Consider the following 20205-nt stretch of genomic DNA (forward strand, 5'->3'; position numbering starts at 1 on the left):
GTTAATCGGAGGGTGTCTGCTGCTTCTGCCACAACGCCTCAAGCTCGGGGAGTAAACGAACGCTTTCCTGTTCATTCGGATCCGTTCTCGACAGCAAGGCGGTGCAGGTTACGGTTCCGCTGGGGTTATAAGGCATATGTGGCATCCCGGCAGGGATGTACAGAAAGTCGCCTTCTTCCACCTCCATATGCTGGTCTAGCTTCTCGCCGTACCACATGGCCGATTTTCCTTGCAGCATATAAATAGCTGTTTCATGTGCTTCATGCAGGTGTGCTTTTGCTCGCTTGCCAGGGGGAATCGTCAGTAGATGCATGCATAGTCCTTGTGAGTCAACGCTTTCCTTGGATATGGCTTCCGCATAGTCGAAGCCTTGCTTGCCATGGTATGTGCGAGATGAACGAATGAGTCGACAAGTTCGTGCTGGCTCCATGTTCAAACACACCTCCTTCTGATTCAAACTATTAGGAAAGATGAATTTTCATGCGAAAAACCCTCATCTAAGGAGATGGGGTTTTTCGGTTGAAGATGATTAGAAGGGACGGAAAGGGAAACAAGGTCTAGAATCCAATAAAGCAATAGCCAAAAGATCAAACAGGACGAGCGGCAGAATAAAGGGTAGAAAAGAGATTTGCGCTTTTTTCCCGTTCCTCGCTGGTTTCAGATATACTTGATTATTGTCTACTTTAACAATGGTACCTTTGTAAGTGCCGTGTGTTGTTTTAATCATCACTTCTCGATTGAGGTACTTCTTACAAATTCGATAGGAATCCGCTTTTTTCATCGTGAATACCTCCTCTCTAGCTGTCTTCTTCTAGTATATGTTCGTCCAATAGAACTAGTGCGTGGGAATAGAATGGAATGGGAGAAAGATCCAATAAGTATTTTCTAGAATAAATGATATAATCAATTAGCAAATTACAGCGCTGCACCATAAAATTGCATGTTAAGGAAGAGTAGATCGATATGCACAAGAAGTCAGTAGTAAGGGTAAAAAGCTCTTTGAAAGTGACCTTCCTTTATGTCTTGTTTGGAAGTTTGTGGGTCATTCTATCAGATCGATTCATTGATAGCGTGAGCTTGACCGATGCAGTCTCCGTAAATTCCTCAAAGGGACTTTTTTATGTTGTTATTACGGCATTTATTTTGTACTTTTGTTTAAATCGGTTAAAAAAGGCGTTGTTGGAAAGCGAAGAACGGTATCGAATTCTTGTGGAACATTCACCAGAGCCTATCGTGGTTCACAGCGACGGGATCATCATCTTCATTAACCCTGCCGGTGCCAGAGTATTAGGTGCGAACTCGCCTGAGGAGCTTATCGGGCAATCCGTGATGACATTCGTGCACCCCGACTATACAGGGATTACGATGGAACGTATCCGTCAAATCATCGAAGACAAACAGCCAACGGAACCGATGGATCAGAAGTTTTTGCGAGTGGATCATCAAGTTATTGATGTTGATGTAAGGGAAGTACCGATCGTTTTTCTCGGCAACCCTGCGGTGCAGTTACTGTGCAGGGACATTACGGAACATAAGCGGGCGCAATGCTTGCTGGAGGAGCGGGAACAGAGCTATAAATCGCTTGTGGAGCATAATCCGGATGCCATTTTCACGATGGATTTAAAGGGGAATGTGCTTTCAGTTAATGCGGCAACGGAGAAGATTACCGGCTATACCGAAGAAGAATGCACACAGCAAACATTCCTGCCTTTTCTTGTTTCCAGTGACCAAGAGAAAGCATGCGAGCTTTTTGTAAAAGCGATGGATGGCGAATCCAACAATACGGAAATTACCCTTTTGCATAAAGAAGGGAACAGTATCGAATTAAATCTGAAAATGGTTCCTATTTATATCAATGATAAGGTTGACGGGGTATACGGCATTGCCAAAGACATTACAGAGCGAAAACGAACGGAAGAGCTGCTGCTCAAATCAGAAAAGCTGTCTATTGTAGGACAGCTCGCGGCAGGTGTTGCTCATGAGATTCGTAATCCACTGACATCGCTAAGAGGTTTTGTGCAGCTTTTACAGTCGAAGGTAGAGAATTATCAGTATTGTTTTCAAATCATGCTATCGGAGTTAGATCGAATTAACGATATCGTGAGCGAATTTATGGTGATTGCGAAACCTCAGGTAATCAACTTTGAGATGAGGGATATCCGAAAAATCGTCCAAGATGTCATCTCCTTGCTGCAAACCCAAGCTATTCTTAATAATGTGGAAATTCATACAGAGATCATCACCGAAATTCCGCTCATCAAGTGTGAGGAAAATCAACTGAAACAGGTATTTATTAATATTCTTAAGAATGCGATTGAAGCGATGCCAGATGGAGGAAATGTTGTTATCTCGTTGAGAACGGACGATAACAAGGTCCATATTCGTTTCATTGACGATGGCTGCGGCATCTCGGAGGAGAGACTGGCGATTCTAGGCGAACCCTTCTACACAACGAAGGAGAAAGGGACGGGCTTAGGTTTAATGGTCTGCCATAAAATCATTGAAGCGCACCGTGGTTGTCTCAAAATTGAAAGTGAAATTGATAAAGGAACGACGGTTCATTTATTTCTGCCGATTGAAGAGGAAGGTTCGGTTAGCATCGCTTAAAGCAAAAATAGACTGCTTCGCTAGTAGGTTTCTACTAGGAGGCAGTCTTTTTTTTGTTTGATGGCAGACTTATTTTTTCACGCCTTCCCGAACGACCTTTTCAATAATTAATTTGTGTCCAAGCATACCTCTGAGACGAATAAGTCCAGTTGTTCTGCCGGAAATGATATGGCGATGGCCATCGGCAATATTCGTTTGGATGGAAAAACGGTGAAAATGGTTAGGACCATTGCCGATGTTGAGCCCAGTTTGACCGGAGTAGGAGTGCCTGTGTCCATCAGCTGTCGTTGTAATGCCGCGGAAATTGTGGCGGTGTCTGCCATCATCAGGGATGAACAAATCAGTCAAATTCCCAAACGCATGTTGATGACCATCCACACGAGTCGTCAAACCCTCCATACGATGTTTGAATTGAACAGGTCCTTCGTCTCCTTGCTTGACTTTTGCCATGATGCCATCATCCTTTCGAAACGAGATGCTATTAAGGTATGTACCGCTTTCAAGCTTGGCTTGGATAGACGACTAAAGAAGGACCTATTTTAAGGAGCGGAATAGGACGAGTTTAATCTTGATAAGATGATAGAAAACACCCAGTTTGGTGCTACGGAATGCAGATCGTAATAGAGTAGGAGTGAGTAGAACGTGAGCGTAATAGGAAAGGGTATCCAGAGACTTGAATCCCGAGATAAAGTAACCGGATTCGCCAAATATACGAACGATACACAATCTCCAGGTATGCTGCACGGTTGGCTCGTTACTAGCCCTTATTCGCATGCTTTCATCACATCGATTGATATTACCGATGCGCTTGCAGTGAGCGGGGTACATGCGATTCTTAGGGGCGAAGATTTCCCCGCCTTAACGGGCACGATTCTGGCAGACCGACCGCCGCTCGCCTGGAAGAAAGTGCGGTATTTCGGCGAGCCAATCGCGGTCGTTGTAGCGGAGACGGAGCAGATTGCCAAACACGCGGCAGCGCGTATACGAGCGAGATATGAGCAGCTTCCTATTGTTCATTCACCCAGCAGCGCCTTACAGCTTAATGCTTCATTAATTCATGAAGATTTGGGCAGCTATCAGAAATTCGGGGATGTGTATCCCGTTCCAGGAACAAACATCGGCAACTTTGTAAAAATCCGCAAAGGCCACATGGCCTCTGGCTGGGCAGCAAGTGAAACGATGGTAGAAGGGTCATACGCGTTCAACACATCCGATCATTGCGCGATGGAGCCGCGTTGTGCCATCGTCGAAGTAATGCCGAGCGGTTTAATCGACATCCAAACGTCGACGCAGGATCCTTTTATGATCAAACGTGCCTTCGAGCGCTTTTTTCAAGTTGAGCCGTCCAAGGTAATCGTGCATGTGCCTTTTGTAGGCGGCGGATTTGGCGGCAAGGGTTCCATCCAATTAGAATATATTGCCTATCTGGCATCCAAAGCTTGCGGGGGTCGTCCTGTCAAAATCAATAATTCCCGCGAAACGGATATGGTTAGTTCCCCCAGTCACATTGGCCTTGAAGCGAAAGTGAAGCTTGGCGCTACGAGAGAAGGTAGACTAACAGCAGCAGAATTTACGTTTTTATTTGATACAGGCGGCTATACCGACGAGGGAGCAACGGTGACACAAGCGGGAGCAATTGACTGCACGGGACCTTACCGCGTGGATCATGTGTGGTGTGACTCTCTATGCGTTTATACGAATCATCCTTATGCCACGGCATTTCGGGGATTTGGGCGTACGGAAGCGCACTTTTGTATGGAGCGCACGATGGATATGCTTGCAAAGAAGCTGGGGATGAACCCTTTGGAATTGCGGCTTCGCAATGCAATCCAACCAGGCGATACGACACCTACGCAAACACTGCTTACAAGAAGCTCGATGGGAGATTTATCTTTATGTATCCATAAGTTGAAGGATTTGATCCAGTGGGATCAGGGCCAGCGGGTTGAAGTTGGCGGTAATAAAGTCAGGACAAAAGGAATGGCCTGTGTGTGGAAAGCCTCGGGCTCAAATATCGATACGGGAACCGGAGCTACGATCACATTCAATCATGACGGCACCGCTAATCTTAGCGCAGGCTCGATTGAACTTGGTCAAGGGAACCGTACAATCATGGCGCAAATCCTTGCTGAGCAGCTAAATATGGAAGTAAGCGATGTTCACGTCAAAATGGATGTGGATACACAAATTACACCGGAACATTGGAAAACGGTATCAAGCAGCACAACGATGATGGTCGGTCGGGCTGTTCAGGATGCAGCTGAAGATGTCATAACCCAGTTGAAAGATAATGCCTCGATCGTCCTGCAGGTGCTGCCGCAAGACTTGGCAGTTGGGCGCGGCATGATTTATGTCAAAGACGATCCGATCATCAGTCTTAGAGTCAGCGAAGTTGTCAGCGGCTACCAATACCCGAATGGGAGTGCATCGGGCAAACCGGTTATTGGCCGCGGCAGGTACCGTGTCCATGATATTACGAGGCTTGATCCCGAAACGGGGAAAGGCATCCCAGCCCAGCAGTGGACTGTTGGCGCCCAAGCCGTTGAAGTTGAATTTGATACTCGCGAGAGTACGTACCGTGTTCTTCGAGCAGCCTCTGTCTTTGACGCGGGCAAAGTCATTAATGAAGCCACTGCGCGCGGACAGGTGGTAGGCGGAATGAATATGGGGCTAAGCTTTGCCACGCGGGAAGGCTTTCTGTTCAATCAAGCGGGTCAAGTGCTGAATCCTCAGCTGCGCTCGTATAAATTGACCCGGTTCGGCGATAATCCGGACTATCTGGCGGAGTTTGTGGAGACACCGTTCCTGGAGGGGCCCTTTGGTGCGCGCGGGATTGGGGAGCATGGAACAATCGGGATGGCTCCTGCTCTGGCAAATGCCTTGTCGCTTGCAGCTGGAATTGAATTGAACGTACTGCCTTTGACACCTGAATTGATCTGGCAATCGATGGGGAGGAGCCAATGATTTCATTTGACTTTGAATATGTGAAGCCGGCAACCTTTGAGGAAGCGGTATCGCTCTATCAGCAAATGGATGCAAGCGGTAAAGCACCACTTTATTATGCCGGCGGGACTGAGATCATTTCCATGGCGCGTGTGGATCAGCTTCACACAGGTGCGGTAATCGACATCAAGGGGATTCCCGAATGCCGCGTATTTCAATTTCATCATAATCAACTTGTCATTGGCGCAGCAATTACACTCAATGATCTTGCGGAATTCCCTCTGTTTCCACTACTAGGGGAAACAGTACGAGACATCGCCGATCATACGATTCGCAATAAAATTACGATTGGCGGCCTCTTATGTGGGAAGTTTATTTATCGGGAGGGGCTGCTTCCCTTTCTACTCGTGGATAGCGAGGTTGTCTTGGCCGGCCCTAGTGGAGTTCGCCAAGTTCCCATACGACAAATTTTTAACGGGGAGCCCCGTTTGGAAAAAGGTGAGCTCCTCGTTCAGATTATAAGCGATACTTCTTATTTAAAAATGCCTTTTGAGACGATTAAAAAGACCAAATTGGAAAGAATTGATTATCCGATCGTACGCATTGCGGGACTTCAAACCGGCGAAAAGATTCGTGTCGCATTCAGTGGAGTAAGCGCCGTACCTTTTCGATCAAAGAAGATTGAAGAAATTTTAAACGATACCTCGCTCTCATTGGAAGCGCGCGTGAATACCGCCATTGGGTGGTGGCCTGTTCCGATATTGAATGACATTTTAAGCTCGGCTGCTTATAGGACATTTGTGCTGCGCAACACATTATTGGATGTTATGGCGGCTCTGGAACAGGGGAGGCGATGAGGATGAGCGGGATGATCAAAAGTGAAATCGAATTGGTTGTCAATGACAAGCGGCACCATGCTGTCATTCGATCAGCGGATACGTTATTACGCGTGCTGCGTGAGCAATTGGGCTTAACGGGAGCAAAAGAGGGCTGTGAAAATGGCGATTGCGGTGCATGTACAGTGAGCGTAGATGGTGTCCCGATCAAATCGTGCCTGATGTTGGCCATAGAGGCTCCGGGGTGCCGCATTACGACCATTGAAGGTTTAGGCGGAGAAGCGCCCATACAAAAAGCTTTTGTAGAGCAGTTTGCATTTCAATGCGGATTTTGCACACCGGGTTTTATTATGGTTGCACATGCCTTGACCCAGCGATGTCCCAATGCGAGTGAAGACGAGATGCGGAGGTGGCTTCAATCTAATATTTGCCGCTGCACAAGTTATGAAGAGATTGGAAAGGCCGTTAGATCCGTGCTATCTCAGAAATAGAACCTTTTGGAGCAAGAGTCTAGGCGCGGCCGCGTTTGGACTTTTTTGATATAGCGCACTTAGCCAAGCTAGTGTGGTGGAGGCCATGATGGCTTTCTAGCTAGAGGAAATAAATGGGTGAATATAGAATTAGTTTGTTATTCCGAATAAAAAAGAGAGGAGGATGGGAGGATGGACCGATTACGTTACCCCATTGGGAGATTTGAAGGGATTCAGAATTCGACGGCTGATCAGCGAGCAGGATGGATGGAAGAAATTAAGCAATGCAGCAGAAAGCTGCGGTTTCATGTGCAAAATCTAACTTTAGAACAGTTACATACCCCTTATCGGTCAGGAGGTTGGACGGTTCAACAGGTCATCCATCATATGGCTGACAACGATATGAACGCATATATTCGCTTCAAAAGAGCATTGACGGAGGATCAACCGACAGCAAGCTCCTATAGGGAGGATATGTGGGCAGATTTGAGTGATTATCAGAATACGAAGGTTGAAACTTCCATAGCTCTACTTGAGTCGCTGCATAGTCGCTTCGCTGTACTGTTCGATTCGTTGACTCCGATTGATTTTGAGCGTATATTCACGAGTCCCACTCATGGTTTAATGAGCCTTGATATGGCTTTGCAGAGGTTTGCTTGGCACAATCGCCATCATCTTGCACAGATTATCTCACTTAAAGAACGCTTGGAGTGGTAAATAACGAACATGTCAACCATTATTTTATTTCGAGGGAAAGCTGGAACTGGCAAAACAACGCTATCCAATGAACTTGGCAAAAGGTTGAAAGTACCTGTCCTACATAAAGATGATATTTATGATTCTGTTACGAATGATGTCAGCGTGCATGAGGCAAGAAATCAGATCTGTTTTGATTTTCTGTATCGGTTCCTTCAAACGGTTATTGCGACGGATGCTGACGTGATCCTTGATTATGGGTTTAATCACTCGGATGATGCGTTTAAGTTTAAGCGCTGGATAGCGGATAGAGGCGGGAAATTAATGACGCTGCATTGTATTTGTAGCGATGAGGCAACTTGGGCGCAGCGACTTGCTGAGAGGAGCAAAGCGCCAACAGCTAATCAATTAATAACCGATTTAGATAAGCTGAAAGAACATTATAAGCAGGTTAGATCGGAATTTTTGGAAGGCGAAATTGTGTTGGACACGGTTCAGTCCGTCGATTCATTAATGGATCAGGTTTCCAAACTTCGTTTGATGATGTAACATATGAAAGTGATCACATGACAAATTTAGGAGGCATTGGAATGAATAAAATCGAGCTTTTGCTTCATGGATGGGATAGCTGCTATGAGAAAGAGGATTGGTATCCGCCGCTTACGGATGCACTCAATGGTTTAACGGCTGAGCAAGCCAATTGGCGGCCAGAAGGTGAGTATGTGAATACAATAGCTGAGAATTTGAATCATCTGATTTTTTATAAAGAACGATTGTTGTACAGAATGACGGGAGAAGAATCCGAATATCCGGATATGACCAATGATGATACGTTTGCTGTGACATCTACGTCTGACGAGGCTTGGGAAGCAATTTTGGCTCGCTTGCAAGCTGTTCACCAAGGCATTCGTGATCGGATTGCGCAGTGGGAGGAGAATGACTTTGAGTATGTTTATCCGAATCGTTCACAATCCGTTGGACGTTGGGTGAATAGTCTCATCATGCACGATGCCTATCACACGGGACAAATTATGTTTATCCGTAAGCTGCAGGGATCTTGGCCATCGCGTCGTTCATTTGAATAGAATCTACTTTACAATCAAGTAACCCTAGCGGTCTTCCCGCTAGGGTTGTTTGAATTTGTTAGTGGCAGTTGGGGTGGCAGTTGAGGTAATGGTGATTGGCACGGGGGAGTGATGGGGATTGGTAAAGTAGTTAAAACATTAGCAGGAGCATTCAGCGTTACTGACGAGTAATTGATGTAAATCGGTAGCTCTGTTTCGATAGGGAGACACGTAACGAAGCCCCCAGCTGCAATAACATGAAAATCTACCGTTAATTTGCTCTGTGCCTGGCCGGGAAACGAAATAGAAGGAGAAACTCCAGCTAAATCGTCGAAATCCAACCCTATTCGGGTAATCGGGTACGATTAGAGGGAGGATTTCCAGTTAATGGATCAGAAATGGATGAGATGTGGAAATTAGATGGAGTTTTCGGCGGTATTTCCGCAGGGTTGTTTGAATTTGTTATTGGCAGTTAAGGTGACAGTTGGAGGTTTTGGTGATTAGGACGCGGAAGTGGTGGAGAGGTTTGTAAAGTAGCTAATTTGTTCAGAGCGGTGAAACGAGCTCGGAAATACATATTGGACCAGGGGTAAAGAAGAGAGTTAGCGTTGGGCAGGGATCAACTTTTTAGCAGAAACGTTCATATAGAGGGATTTGCCGTTTAATTTCGAATTAAAGAAAATAACTTCTTGTAAGGAGGTCTCGTTGAGACATGAACTTGGACATAGAACTGCCCCAAACCGCTCCAGAACAACTGGGGATAAATGGCGATCAATTACAACGTGCATTCCGTCTGTTGGATCGAGAAGAGGAGGCTGGTGAAATCCCAGGAGGCGTAGCACTCGTAGGACGAAAAGGATCCATAGTAGGAACCTATGCCGTAGGCCACTCGATTATCTCTAAGGATACGAAGCTGAAGGTAACGGAGGATACAATTTATGATTGTGCCTCCTTAACCAAAGTGATGGCGACACTTCCGTTGATTATGCAGCTTATCGACCGTGGCGAGCTGCGCCTCAGGGATACCGTCTCCCGTTTCTTCCCTGAATTCTCAGGGAATGGGAAGGAAGAGGTGACGGTGAAACATCTACTGACTCACACATCTGGGCTTCATGCCTTCAAAGATCTGCATTCCCATGGCTGGACGCCAGAGCAGATTAAGGCTGCTGTGCTTGGTGAGAGCTTAAGCCATGCGTGTGGCAATAGTTATGTGTATAGTGATTTTAACTACATCATTCTTGGTGAATTGGCTGCGAAGCTGTATAGCATGCCGCTCGATGAGGCTGCTAAGAGTTATGTGTTTGAACCGCTGGGGATGCGAGATACGCGCTATCGTCCGGCCAACGATTTGCAGTCGCGAATAGCGGCAACGGAGTTCATGGGCGGCGCCTATCGATGGGGCGAGGTGCATGACGAGAACGCATGGGCTATGGGTGGCGTCAGCGGGCATGCAGGGATTTTCTCGACGGCGAAGGATGTCGCGAAATATGCGGCCATGTGGCTGAACCATGGGAAGCTTGCTGGCAAAGGCCCAGGCGATGGCCAGTTGCTGTCAGGTGCAGCCATTGCAGCTGCTACGCGAAGCTACACGGAAGACAAGGTGAATGCAAACCGTGGCCTTGGTTGGGTGCTGAAGGGGGATGTCTGGGACGCGTCTGGTGATTTGTTTTCCACACAAAGCTACGGACACACGGGTTTCACAGGGACTAGCGTATGGATGGATCCCGAAAGCAGCGTTTTCGCGGTATTGTTGACCAACCGTGTGCACTTCGGACGCGAGAAGTCCGTCGTGCGACTGCGGGATTGCTTTCATAATGCCGTTGCCGCATCCATCGAAGAATAAAGGTGGAAAAAATACTAGATGAGGTGGAATCGCTTCATTGCTAAGGGATTAGCGCAGCTTGATAATGAGGATAGGAAGTAAATCTCATTGTTGAAGGAGCGAATCTCCATGAGTAGCATCCATACGGGACAGCAGGTCCATATTACCTCCGAGCAGATGAAGCAATATCAGGAGCAAGGCTATATTATTTTTGAAAGTCTATTCTCTGATGAAGAAATGGATCGTATTTGCGGCATCATTGACGGCTTCGACGAAGCCTCAGAGCAAGCCTTGCGTGCGAAAGGAAAGCAATTCATTAGCGTCTCAGGTCAAATTAATTTTACAGCTAATCTGAATTTCCTAAGCGCAGAGCTGCAGCAATTTATTGCCGATCAACGTTTTGTTGACATTACGACAACGATTTTGGGACCTGACATCAAGCTGTACTGGGATCAGTCCGTGTACAAACGTCCGGAAGCAAGCAAAGACTTTCCATGGCATCAAGATAACGGATATGTACCGACGGAGCCGATCCACTATGTCACTTGCTGGTTAGCGCTAGAAGACGCTTCAGTCGATAACGGCTGTATCTGGGTGCAGCCAGGTACTCATTTGGATGGTTTTGTGGAGCATGTGAAGACGGATCTCGGTTGGGTTTGTTATTTTGGAGAAGAAAAAGGCATACCGGTTGAACTGAAAAAAGGCAGTATGGTAGTCTTCCATTCCTTGCTCTTTCATCGCAGTACGCCAAATTTAAGTAAAACGGATACACGCAAAGGTTATGTGGTGCAGTACTCGGTAGACGGATCTTATAATCCAAATACCGGTCAATTATTTAAAAATGGTCCGCTGATTGCGAAGGACGGGAAGTCTTCGTATCAAGGTTTTGTAACCAGAGAGAATTGTTCCTAATGGATCTAGGCAACACCCAAGAAATCGGTTAAGTTGAACATACGAGGTGAATGAGGATGTCGACGAAACCGCCAGATTGGGTAGAAGGGCCTTGGTCCGTTCAGCTGCATAGCGTGAATCGAACGTCGTATACCAAGCTTTACATGGAAAACCGAAGTTTTCCGAATTGGATTATTAGTTATGTGAAAACGGGTCATGTTATGACAGGCACAGGAGGCGAAACCCATACGGTGAAAGCGGGCGAGGTCATGCTTCATCCGCCAGGGCTGCCTTTTTCGGAACATGCGGATGTTGGCGGTATTCACTTATGGATGCAGGTTAGCATTCTATGTTCCCATCAATTCGATCTCCTGATGCTCTATCGTGTCTCTCCGGTCATTGCCATTCCTGACCCTGCCCGCTATGAGGCTGTATTCGCCAAATTGCTTGCCGAATGGGGGAATCGGGAGCTGTCTTTTCGCGATTTGAAAATCACAACTTCGATGCTGCAATTAACGGAGATGATTTTGGCTGGTTGGGAAAAAGCAGGAAATCCAGAGCGCTCAAGCGCTTATAGCTCATCTGGCGACCGCTTCGCCCGGTTAATTGGACAGATGTCCATGCGATTGGAGGAGAAGCTGACAAGAGAGGAGCTTGCATCACTAGTTTGTCTAAGCGCCAACTATATGGACAGAGCGTTTCAGCAGCAGTTTGGGCTAACCCCCATGCAAATGCTTCGGAATATGCGTCTTAAGCGCTCCAAGCAGCTGCTCGAGATGAGCGAAGAGACGCTGGAAACCATTGCCGCAGGCTGCGGTTTCACGGATGCGTCCTATTTATGCAAGCAATTTAAGAAAGAGTATGGCGTTCTTCCAGGGGAATACCGCGAGTCTGTTCGATATAAGCAATCTGAAAATGTGTATGGTTAGGGGGAAGGCATGCATAATCAACTAGATGAATTGGTGCGTAATTATTTTGTGGAAGCCAACTATGTCTTATTTGATGGAAGATGGTCAAACTACCGACTGAAAATGAGGGAGGGAACTACAGGTCGCTATTCCTAAGAAATGCGCCATGGAAGCAAAATAAGTCCCTGTAGTTCCGCTAATAGAGAAAAAAGCTTGTTTTTCTCGAAATAGAGGACTCCAGTTCCCATTAAGTTATGCCTTAGCCGAATTCCGACTTAGTCGAAATAAAAAGACCGTCAGGGATCCCTGACGGTCTTACTTATTACCAGGCGTACGCCCGTGGAGCATCTCCGCCAGGTCCCGGGAAGATTTCATCTAATTTGTTTAAAGTGGATTCATCGAGTTGGATGTCAACCACACGTAATGTGTTTTCAAATTGCTCAAGCGTGCGAGGTCCGATAATAGGCGCCGTCATCGCCGGATGGACGAGGGTCCACGCCAATGCTACATTCGCTTCGCTCTCGCCTAGCTCCTTGCATAGCGCAGAGAAAGCTTCCAGCTTAGTGCGATGTTTCTCGACCCGCTCAGGGTTGCTTGCACGCTTCGAGCCAGCAATTGGATTTAATGCATTTCCACCGAGCAGTCCGCCATCAAGTGGACTCCAAGCGATAACGCCAATGCCCAGCTCTTCAGCAGCTGGCAGGACTTCAAGCTCTGGCAACCTGCACAGTAAGCTGTATTTATGCTGCTCCGACACTAGACCAAGAAGATGACGGGATTTCGCTTCATATTGCGCTTTCACCAGATCGCGTCCGGCGAAGTTGCTAGAACCGACATAGCCGATTTTGCCTTGGTACACGGGAACTTGAAAAGCTTCCCAGAGTTCGTCCCAAGATACGTTACGATCTACGTGATGCATCTGGTACAGCTCGATATGATCGGTTTGAAGACGGCGCAAGGATGCGTCCAAGTGACGGCGCAGCTTGTAAGCAGATAAACCGCCCTCACGGTTCGGTCCATCATTTGCATCATGCATATCGCCATAGAATTTGGTGGCGAGAACGGTTTTCTCACGGCGATTGCCGCCTTGAGCGAACCATCGGCCGATAATCTCCTCGGTGCGACCCGCATTTTCGCCCCATCCGTAAATATTGGCTGTATCAAAAAAGTTGATACCTGCATCTAGAGCAGCATCCATGATGCGAAAAGCTTCTTGTTCATCGGTGTCTACGCCAAAGTTCATCGTTCCCAAGCACAATTGGCTCACTTTTAAGCCTGAACGTCCCAAATAACTGTATTTCATCGTAATCTCCTCCAAAAAAGTTAAGGTTGGGCAAAGCTTGTTCTTTTCCATCACACCCATCATACTAAATTCTCAGGCAGGGCATAAGTACTCACTTTTCCTTTATTTAGTAGACAAAGAGATACCTAGTAACTTTAAGGTAAGCGATTATCTGTAGCCGTAAATTAGCAATAATGCTATGATGGGAAAGTTACCTATTACGGAATGAAGGTGTAGAAATGAGTACATTAACTAAAGCGATTCTACTAGCAGCCAAAGCGCATGACGGTCAAACCGATAAGGGAGGAAACCCCTACATCTTACATCCAATTCGATTAGCCAGTAAAGCCATAACGACGGAAGAATCCATTGTAGCCGTCTTACACGATGTCGTTGAGGATTCAAACATCACCTTGTTTGATCTACGAAATGAAGGATTTAGTTCGAATGTTATTGCTGCTCTTGATTGCCTGACAAGGAGAGCGGACGAAAGCTACGAAGAATTTATTAAACGAATTAAATTAAACCCGCTTGCCTCAAAGGTGAAACTTCTGGATCTGGAAGATAATTGCGATATTAACCGAATTCCGCAGCCCACAGAAGCAGATTATACAAGAATCGATACTTACAAAAAAGCTATCGCTGAGCTCAAATTCTAAAATAGAGCGCTCTATTCCAGTTCGGAATGCGGGTGCTTTTGTTCATAAATTAGAAGAGAAATGTCTTTTTTTGTCGTAAAAAGAAATAAAAATTCACACTGATATTTGTAAAACAAAATAAAGTTTCAAAATCTATTGACCCCCCATTTCTTTTTCACTAGTATAAAACAATAGTCATTCTATGACTTGGAAAAAAGGAAGACAACATAACAAGAGAGGGGGCGTCGAGATGGCCATTTCTAAGGTGCATAAGTTCCGATTAGCCCTTTTTTGGCGGCTTTTCACCAACTATTTCATTGTTATTTTGATTCCTGTCATTGTTGCCAGTATTCTAGCTCATGTGCTTGCAGTCCGCACGATTGAGAAGGATGCCGAAAAGCTGAATGATGTCGTAATTAGCCATTTTTCCAAGCAAACCGATACAGCTTTAGATTCACTGAAAACCAACATGATTAACATGCTCAGTTCCTCGAATTTAGCAGGTCTTCTCCGGGTCGTCGACGATTCACGGGAAAATCAGCAGCGTTCGGATCAGTTTCATGCGCTCAGAGAACAGTTGATGAAGCTTCAGTCCGATAAATTGGTGTCTAAGGTATTTTTATATTTTGCGAATCATGACCTGGTAGCCGATATCGATATTTATACGGATAAATCCTACTACTTTAACATGACTTTTCCACTCGACGAGCAGCAGAAGGGCGATTATCTTTCCCATTTTACCGGTAAAAAAATGATGGATATCATGGACTCGAGTTCGCTCGGCATGTCAGCCGTTATGAGTTATCCGTTTAATACGGAAAATCCTGAGGTTTATTTGGTCGTGCATTTTGATCAAGACAAGCTGAAAGAACAGATTTCTATTCCTGAGAAATGGGTCACAGGCACGGCGATTGCGACCAGCCAGGGTGAAATTCTCAATCAGCACGGTCTGACGGATAAAGAAGCAAAGGCGGTGCTGGCGCATACGCGTTCGAAGGTGATTGAATCTCAATTTCTTGTCACCGACGAAATCGCCTTGTCCCTCGTGAAATCCCGGTTCAACGATGCATGGTATTATGTTACGATCGCAGATCTGCGTACATTAATGAAACCGGCCTATATGACAAGGTTGATTAGTTGGGGATTTCTAGTCTTTTTTCTCGTGGTGGGCAGCGTTGTGTCTTACTATTTAAGCCGACGATTGTATCGTCCTATTCAAGAAATCACAGATGAAAATAAAGAGCTGTCACAGCGAATGAACGGCATGTTCCCCTTGATGCAGGAGCTTTTTATTACTAAAATTTTGCAAGGGGAATATAAAGACGAGCTGTCCATTGCTTATTATGCGAAAGAAATCAATTTTACCTATGACAAGCAGGCGATGCGTACGGTGCTATGCATCGCGTTTCACTATAATTTGGATGAGTATGACCGGCTGTCGGAGACGACGAAGTCATTCATGTTCGTGGAGATCAAAGAATTAATTCGCAAATCTACCCCTTCCATGGTCTGGCTATGTCAAACGAAACCCGATGTATTAGCAATCGTTGTCACTCATGATACATTCCTCCATCTAGGCGCGGAAGAGGCTGCGGACATCACGAAATTGGTGCTGGTATCGTACAGCCAATATTTCAAAGCAACGATTGGCATCGGGAAAACCGTGAATGCCGCGGAAGAGCTGCATGAATCGTATGAGCAGGCGCTAGCTGTTCTGCAAAATCGCGGATTGGATGCCGATGTGGAAATATGCCGTGGACCTCTTGTAGGGGAGCGGACGCAGTGGGAAAGCTTTTTATCCGTACAGGAAGTGAACCGAATCTTCAATCAGCACAAAACCAAGGAATATGAGCGATTACTGGAGTCTGTGCGCGTGAAGCTGGAGGATGGGAAGCTCAAAAATGCGACCGCTATGCAGGTCAAATATTTAAGTACGGATGTGCTCAACACATGGATTCGCGCTGTAGAAACGGAGCGCAATGATTTTAATGTGCCATTTTTTTCTAGCTTATACGATCGGCTTCATAGCTGTATGACGTGGGACGAATTGGAGCAATGTTTCGTAGACATTCATCGTGTTTTATTCCAAACGGAAGAACCAGATCAACGCACGCAGCAGTTTTCGGAGATTCTGGATTATATTCATGAGCATTATAATGAGGAGCTTTCGATTGAATATTTTGCAGGATTGCTCAACATGTCAAATGGGCATTTCAGCCGAACGTTTAAAGAGGCGGTAGGCGAGAAATATGTGGAGTACATTGCCAAATACAGACTTATGAAAGCGAAGCAATTTTTGCTGGAGACGGATATGAAAATCGATGACATCGCGGAAAAAGTTGGCTACTGGGGCCGAAATTCGTTTATTCGAACTTTTCGTAAATATGAAGGCATCACGCCGGCCAAATATCGTACGATGCATCATTAAAGGATAGAGACTTCATTTTTTCCGAAGTCTCTATTTTTTCTTCCAGAGCTGTTAAACCGCTGAAAAACCGCATGAAATCAGGTTTGTAAAAAAAGAGACACGAGGTAATTATGCGTGCTTTACGGTAAAGCCCCGCGCTCTGTATAGTAAGGCCATCAACTTCCGAAAGGAGGAGGGGGGAGGCAGTATGCTGCAGCGAAATGGGATGTGGTACGTATTGAAGAAACATAAGGCGCTTTATTTGTTAATGCTGCCGGGGATTCTATACTACATCATTTTCAAATATGTGCCGATGTACGGAGTCATCATTGCCTTTCAGGATTATTCGATCGGCCGAGGCGTTTTGGGCAGTAAATTTGTAGGCTTTAAACACTTTATTGAATTTTTTTATGTCAATCCGGATTCCTGGAAGCTGATTCGCAATACGGTCATGTTAAATGTCTATGATCTCCTGTTTCATTTTCCAGCGCCGATCATTCTGGCTATTTTGTTTCATGAGCTTAAGAACAAAATGTTTAAACGCATCGCACAAAGCATCAGCTACATGCCGCACTTTTTATCAACGGTCGTTATTGCCGGAATACTTGTCACGTTTCTGTCGCCGCAAACCGGCATCATTAATTTCTTGCTGGTGAAGGTATTTGGGATGGAACCGATTCTCTTTCTCGGGCTGCCTGAATGGTTCAGAGCGATCTATGTCTCCTCAGAAATATGGCAGAAAATTGGGTGGGGAACGATTCTTTATTTGGCAGCTATCGCCGGGATTGATCCGACACTGTATGAGGCGGCGAAGATGGACGGAGCGAACCGTTATCACCAAATGCGCCATATTACCTTCATTGGCATGGTACCCGTGATGATTATTCTGTTCGTTCTGACAATGGGCCATTTCATGGAGACGGGCTTTCAGAAAATCTTGTTGTTATACAACTCCATGAACTACGAAACCTCAGATGTCATTAACACGTTCGTCTATCGGCGCGGGATATTGGATGCGGACTTCAGCTTCGCAACAGCGGTCGGATTATTTCAGTCCGTTATCGGTCTCATTCTCGTCATCGGTGCAAATCGCATAGCTCGAAAACACTCAGAAACAAGCTTGTGGTAAGGGAGGAACCCTATTGAAAATCAAACAGTCTGTAACCTCCAGAATTTTTGACACATTGAACTATACGGTTATGATCCTTCTTATGATTGTGATGATCTACCCGCTTGTCTATGTGTTCAGTGCTTCGATTAGCGACAATGCTCTGGTGTCAAGCGGTGATGTCCTGCTTTTGCCCAAAAAAGTAACGCTGGTAGCCTATAAGCAGTTGGCGGCTAATTCAGATCTATGGATCAGCTACTGGAATACGATCCGTTATACGTTCGTCCATGTCATTCTGACATTGATTACTACGGCAGCTATGGCCTACCCGTTAGCGAAGAAATGGCTGCCTGGCCGTAAATTGATCTTAATGATGGCCGCTTTTACGTTACTTTTCAGCGGAGGGATGATCCCAACGTTTCTCGTTGTGCAAAAGCTGGGCATGTTGAATTCGATATGGGCAATCGTTCTGCCATCGATGATCAGCACATGGTATTTATTCATCATGCGGACGTTTTTCGAAGCTTTGCCGGAAGAACTGGAGGATGCTGCGACGATTGACGGTTGCTCCTCCCTGCAGGTGCTATTGCGAGTCGTCATGCCGCTCTCGATGCCAGTAATGGCAACGATCGGGCTGTTCACGGCTGTGAACCAGTGGAACGCTTTCTTCGACGCACTCATTTACTTGAACGATCGCTCTATGTATCCGCTGCAAATTATGCTCCGGAACATCCTGATAGCTGGTACGACGATTCAGGGTGAAGGCGATATGAGCCTGCTCCAAACCATGAAGTACGCTATCATTATGATGGCTACGCTCCCGATCCTATGTGTGTACCCATTCATTCAGAAATATTTCGTTCAGGGAACGATGATCGGCGGTATAAAAGGGTAAGATCCGTTTGCAACTTAGCTAGTGACTACGGTTTTAAAACAGCCTTTTAAACACATTGGGGAGGTTATTTCATGAAAAAAAGAACAGTAGCAGCAGCATTATCGGCCGTTATGCTTTCCAGCTTGGTCGCAGGTTGTACGAGTGGGTCCAAGGATACGCCTGTATCAGGGGATACCAAGAAAGGGGAAGAGGCGAAGAAACCGATCACCTTTTCCTGGCTAGCTTATGACCGTCCGGAGGGGAAAGTGCGTCAAGACTGGGAAATTTTCAAGGAAATTGAAGCGAAAACCGGCGTGAAAGTGGAGTTTCAAGTGGTCAGTCAGGAAGGTCTGAAAGAGAAGAAACAGATCATGATCGCGACCAACGCGGTTACAGACTTCATTCAGGTCGATACATTAGAAGGCAGACAGCATGGGCCAGACAAAGTGTTTCTGAATTTGAAAGATTACATGGATAAAGCCCCGAATATGAAGGCCTTTTTCGATAAATATCCGGAAGCCAAAGCTGTTGCAACGGGAGCTGACGGAGGGATTTACACCGTGCCGGTTATCGAGGGCGATGCCGAAGGCAAAGGGTTCAACTTTATCTGGTATACCCGGAAAGACATTATGGATAAATACGGCTTGAAAGCGCCAACGACACTGGAAGAATTCTACCAGTATCTGAAAACTCTGAAAGAAAAACAGCCGGATACGTACCCATTGATCAATAATGCAATCGTAGGCGATACAGGGTTATTCACGACGTTCGGCAGAGCCTTCACAGGCATTCATGGCTTCTATAACGTTGATCCAGCAACGGATAAATATGCTTTTGCTCCTTATCACAAAGGGTATAAGGACTCGCTGATCTTCCTCAACAAACTGTTTAACGAGAAATTGCTGGATCCAGAATTTTCGATGATCACGCAGGCGCAGTGGGAGGAACGGATCCTTAAGGGCAAATCGTTGGTTACCTTCTTCTGGAAGGCTGATCTAGAGACTCTTATGGATAAGGGACGTAAGGCAGGAACAGCCGATTACACGCTGGATGCGATTCCGCAGTTTGCTGCTGACGGCATTAAGAACTATCAGTTCTCGCGTTCTGTTGTAGGCGCTACGGGTCGTGCGATTTCCGCCAAGGTAAAAGATAAAGACAGAGCGGTTCAATTCCTTGACTACCTGCTCAGCGAAGAAGGGTCAAATTACTTATCCCTGGGCATCGAGGGCAAAACATACACGAAAGAAAACGGGGTACCTGTGTACAACAAGGATTTCGGCGCTTCGCCATTTACAACGCTGCGGAAAGATTGGGGCGTCTGGTATGACATGGTTACGCTGGACAATGCCAAATCACGCGCTGTATGGGAAAGCGGCTTAAGCGATAAGAGCAAAGCGATTAACAAGCTCTATGGACCGGTTATTATCCCGGCACCGAAGCAGATTGTTAAAACAAGTGAAGAGCTGGAGCTGGAAAAGTCGAAGCTGAACAATTTGAATAAATATTTGGAGCAAAAGCTGACTGAATTCGTATCTGGTAAAACGCCGATTAACGATAAAACATGGCAAGAATTTATTGATCAAACGAAAAAGCTGGGCGCAGATGAACTGCTGAATATGTACAATACCGCTTACACTCGCACATACGGTAAAAAATAAA

At 46.0% G+C, this 20205-nt stretch carries 20 protein-coding genes; 16 read left to right on the plus strand and 4 right to left on the minus strand.

The window, feature by feature from the left end:
• Nucleotide 1 precedes the first annotated feature (1 nt).
• Together AC58UW_RS22355 and AC58UW_RS22360 are read right to left on the minus strand one after the other, a co-directional pair.
• On the minus strand, nt 2–430 hold the full coding sequence (locus tag AC58UW_RS22355; protein ID WP_497422808.1) for a cupin domain-containing protein: 429 nt from the start codon (nt 428–430) through the stop codon (nt 2–4).
• Nucleotides 431–529: 99 nt separating this feature from the next.
• Nucleotides 530–781, minus strand: coding sequence for a hypothetical protein (locus AC58UW_RS22360; RefSeq protein ID WP_497422809.1), 252 nt, complete (start codon nt 779–781; stop codon nt 530–532).
• 182 nt (nt 782–963) lie between these two features.
• On the opposite strand from AC58UW_RS22360, the gene AC58UW_RS22365 reads away from it, so the two are divergent.
• Nucleotides 964–2607 carry a PAS domain-containing sensor histidine kinase gene (locus AC58UW_RS22365; RefSeq protein WP_497422810.1) on the plus strand — a complete coding sequence of 548 codons (1644 nt, stop codon included), beginning with the start codon at nt 964–966 and terminating at the stop codon, nt 2605–2607.
• A 69-nt stretch (nt 2608–2676) separates the two neighbouring features.
• Here AC58UW_RS22365 and AC58UW_RS22370 read toward each other — a convergent pair whose 3' ends face one another.
• Entirely contained in the window at nt 2677–3057 is a 381-nt protein-coding gene (locus AC58UW_RS22370; RefSeq protein ID WP_497422811.1) for a YmaF family protein, read from the minus strand.
• A gap of 192 nt (nt 3058–3249) precedes the next feature.
• On the opposite strand from AC58UW_RS22370, the gene AC58UW_RS22375 reads away from it, so the two are divergent.
• From AC58UW_RS22375 to AC58UW_RS22420, 10 genes are all read left to right on the plus strand, one after another.
• Nucleotides 3250–5571, plus strand: a complete 2322-nt coding sequence (locus tag AC58UW_RS22375; protein ID WP_497422812.1) for a xanthine dehydrogenase family protein molybdopterin-binding subunit — start codon at nt 3250–3252, stop codon at nt 5569–5571.
• Complete coding sequence (locus AC58UW_RS22380) at nt 5568–6407, plus strand: FAD binding domain-containing protein (protein ID WP_497422813.1); 840 nt, start codon at nt 5568–5570, stop codon at nt 6405–6407. The genes AC58UW_RS22375 and AC58UW_RS22380 overlap by 4 nt, the downstream gene beginning before the upstream one ends.
• Before the next feature lie 2 nt (nt 6408–6409).
• Nucleotides 6410–6877, plus strand: coding sequence for a (2Fe-2S)-binding protein (locus AC58UW_RS22385; protein ID WP_497422814.1), 468 nt, complete (start codon nt 6410–6412; stop codon nt 6875–6877).
• A 171-nt stretch (nt 6878–7048) separates the two neighbouring features.
• On the plus strand, nt 7049–7573 hold the full coding sequence (locus AC58UW_RS22390) for a YfiT family bacillithiol transferase (RefSeq protein ID WP_497422815.1): 525 nt from the start codon (nt 7049–7051) through the stop codon (nt 7571–7573).
• 9 nt (nt 7574–7582) lie between these two features.
• On the plus strand, nt 7583–8101 hold the full coding sequence (locus AC58UW_RS22395) for a P-loop nucleotide/nucleoside kinase family protein (RefSeq protein WP_497422816.1): 519 nt from the start codon (nt 7583–7585) through the stop codon (nt 8099–8101).
• 41 nt (nt 8102–8142) lie between these two features.
• Nucleotides 8143–8637, plus strand: a complete 495-nt coding sequence (locus tag AC58UW_RS22400; protein WP_497422817.1) for a DinB family protein — start codon at nt 8143–8145, stop codon at nt 8635–8637.
• Nucleotides 8638–9328: 691 nt separating this feature from the next.
• Nucleotides 9329–10459: a serine hydrolase domain-containing protein gene (locus tag AC58UW_RS22405; protein ID WP_497422818.1), complete on the plus strand. Its 1131-nt coding sequence runs from the start codon at nt 9329–9331 to the stop codon at nt 10457–10459.
• Between the two features lie 108 nt (nt 10460–10567).
• Nucleotides 10568–11350 carry a phytanoyl-CoA dioxygenase family protein gene (locus AC58UW_RS22410; RefSeq protein ID WP_497422819.1) on the plus strand — a complete coding sequence of 261 codons (783 nt, stop codon included), beginning with the start codon at nt 10568–10570 and terminating at the stop codon, nt 11348–11350.
• Nucleotides 11351–11406: 56 nt separating this feature from the next.
• Nucleotides 11407–12258: a helix-turn-helix domain-containing protein gene (locus AC58UW_RS22415; protein ID WP_497422820.1), complete on the plus strand. Its 852-nt coding sequence runs from the start codon at nt 11407–11409 to the stop codon at nt 12256–12258.
• Between the two features lie 9 nt (nt 12259–12267).
• Nucleotides 12268–12393 carry a hypothetical protein gene (locus AC58UW_RS22420; RefSeq protein WP_497422821.1) on the plus strand — a complete coding sequence of 42 codons (126 nt, stop codon included), beginning with the start codon at nt 12268–12270 and terminating at the stop codon, nt 12391–12393.
• Nucleotides 12394–12559: 166 nt separating this feature from the next.
• Here AC58UW_RS22420 and AC58UW_RS22425 read toward each other — a convergent pair whose 3' ends face one another.
• Entirely contained in the window at nt 12560–13540 is a 981-nt protein-coding gene (locus tag AC58UW_RS22425; protein ID WP_497422822.1) for an aldo/keto reductase, read from the minus strand.
• A gap of 218 nt (nt 13541–13758) precedes the next feature.
• Between AC58UW_RS22425 and AC58UW_RS22430 the strand changes: the two genes are divergently transcribed.
• From AC58UW_RS22430 to AC58UW_RS22450, 5 genes are all read left to right on the plus strand, one after another.
• Nucleotides 13759–14178, plus strand: coding sequence for a GTP pyrophosphokinase (locus AC58UW_RS22430; RefSeq protein WP_497422823.1), 420 nt, complete (start codon nt 13759–13761; stop codon nt 14176–14178).
• 229 nt (nt 14179–14407) lie between these two features.
• The gene (locus tag AC58UW_RS22435; RefSeq protein ID WP_497422824.1) at nt 14408–16585 is read left to right on the plus strand and encodes a helix-turn-helix domain-containing protein; all 2178 of its coding nucleotides are present in this window, start codon (nt 14408–14410) and stop codon (nt 16583–16585) included.
• Between the two features lie 187 nt (nt 16586–16772).
• The gene (locus AC58UW_RS22440) at nt 16773–17693 is read left to right on the plus strand and encodes an ABC transporter permease (protein ID WP_497422825.1); all 921 of its coding nucleotides are present in this window, start codon (nt 16773–16775) and stop codon (nt 17691–17693) included.
• A gap of 13 nt (nt 17694–17706) precedes the next feature.
• Nucleotides 17707–18567, plus strand: coding sequence for a carbohydrate ABC transporter permease (locus tag AC58UW_RS22445; protein WP_497422826.1), 861 nt, complete (start codon nt 17707–17709; stop codon nt 18565–18567).
• Nucleotides 18568–18638: 71 nt separating this feature from the next.
• Nucleotides 18639–20204, plus strand: coding sequence for an extracellular solute-binding protein (locus AC58UW_RS22450; protein ID WP_497422827.1), 1566 nt, complete (start codon nt 18639–18641; stop codon nt 20202–20204).
• The last annotated feature ends 1 nt before the right edge of the window (nt 20205 follow it).

It is taken from the genome of Paenibacillus sp. J22R160 (assembly GCF_059692135.1).

Excerpts from the sequence above, each read along its gene's own strand:
- AC58UW_RS22405 (WP_497422818.1), top strand. The coding sequence starts at position 9,329 with ATGAACTTGGACATAGAACTGCCCCAAACCGCTCCAGAACAACTGGGG.
- AC58UW_RS22410 (WP_497422819.1), top strand. The coding sequence starts at position 10,568 with ATGAGTAGCATCCATACGGGACAGCAGGTCCATATTACCTCCGAGCAG.
- AC58UW_RS22370 (WP_497422811.1), bottom strand. The coding sequence starts at position 3,057 with ATGGCAAAAGTCAAGCAAGGAGACGAAGGACCTGTTCAATTCAAACAT.
- AC58UW_RS22355 (WP_497422808.1), bottom strand. The coding sequence starts at position 430 with ATGGAGCCAGCACGAACTTGTCGACTCATTCGTTCATCTCGCACATAC.
- AC58UW_RS22430 (WP_497422823.1), top strand. The coding sequence starts at position 13,759 with ATGAGTACATTAACTAAAGCGATTCTACTAGCAGCCAAAGCGCATGAC.
- AC58UW_RS22400 (WP_497422817.1), top strand. The coding sequence starts at position 8,143 with ATGAATAAAATCGAGCTTTTGCTTCATGGATGGGATAGCTGCTATGAG.
- AC58UW_RS22415 (WP_497422820.1), top strand. The coding sequence starts at position 11,407 with ATGTCGACGAAACCGCCAGATTGGGTAGAAGGGCCTTGGTCCGTTCAG.
- AC58UW_RS22385 (WP_497422814.1), top strand. The coding sequence starts at position 6,410 with ATGAGCGGGATGATCAAAAGTGAAATCGAATTGGTTGTCAATGACAAG.
- AC58UW_RS22425 (WP_497422822.1), bottom strand. The coding sequence starts at position 13,540 with ATGAAATACAGTTATTTGGGACGTTCAGGCTTAAAAGTGAGCCAATTG.
- AC58UW_RS22450 (WP_497422827.1), top strand. The coding sequence starts at position 18,639 with ATGAAAAAAAGAACAGTAGCAGCAGCATTATCGGCCGTTATGCTTTCC.
- AC58UW_RS22440 (WP_497422825.1), top strand. The coding sequence starts at position 16,773 with ATGCTGCAGCGAAATGGGATGTGGTACGTATTGAAGAAACATAAGGCG.
- AC58UW_RS22360 (WP_497422809.1), bottom strand. The coding sequence starts at position 781 with ATGAAAAAAGCGGATTCCTATCGAATTTGTAAGAAGTACCTCAATCGA.
- AC58UW_RS22435 (WP_497422824.1), top strand. The coding sequence starts at position 14,408 with ATGGCCATTTCTAAGGTGCATAAGTTCCGATTAGCCCTTTTTTGGCGG.
- AC58UW_RS22395 (WP_497422816.1), top strand. The coding sequence starts at position 7,583 with ATGTCAACCATTATTTTATTTCGAGGGAAAGCTGGAACTGGCAAAACA.
- AC58UW_RS22380 (WP_497422813.1), top strand. The coding sequence starts at position 5,568 with ATGATTTCATTTGACTTTGAATATGTGAAGCCGGCAACCTTTGAGGAA.
- AC58UW_RS22420 (WP_497422821.1), top strand. The coding sequence starts at position 12,268 with ATGCATAATCAACTAGATGAATTGGTGCGTAATTATTTTGTGGAAGCC.
- AC58UW_RS22390 (WP_497422815.1), top strand. The coding sequence starts at position 7,049 with ATGGACCGATTACGTTACCCCATTGGGAGATTTGAAGGGATTCAGAAT.
- AC58UW_RS22365 (WP_497422810.1), top strand. The coding sequence starts at position 964 with ATGCACAAGAAGTCAGTAGTAAGGGTAAAAAGCTCTTTGAAAGTGACC.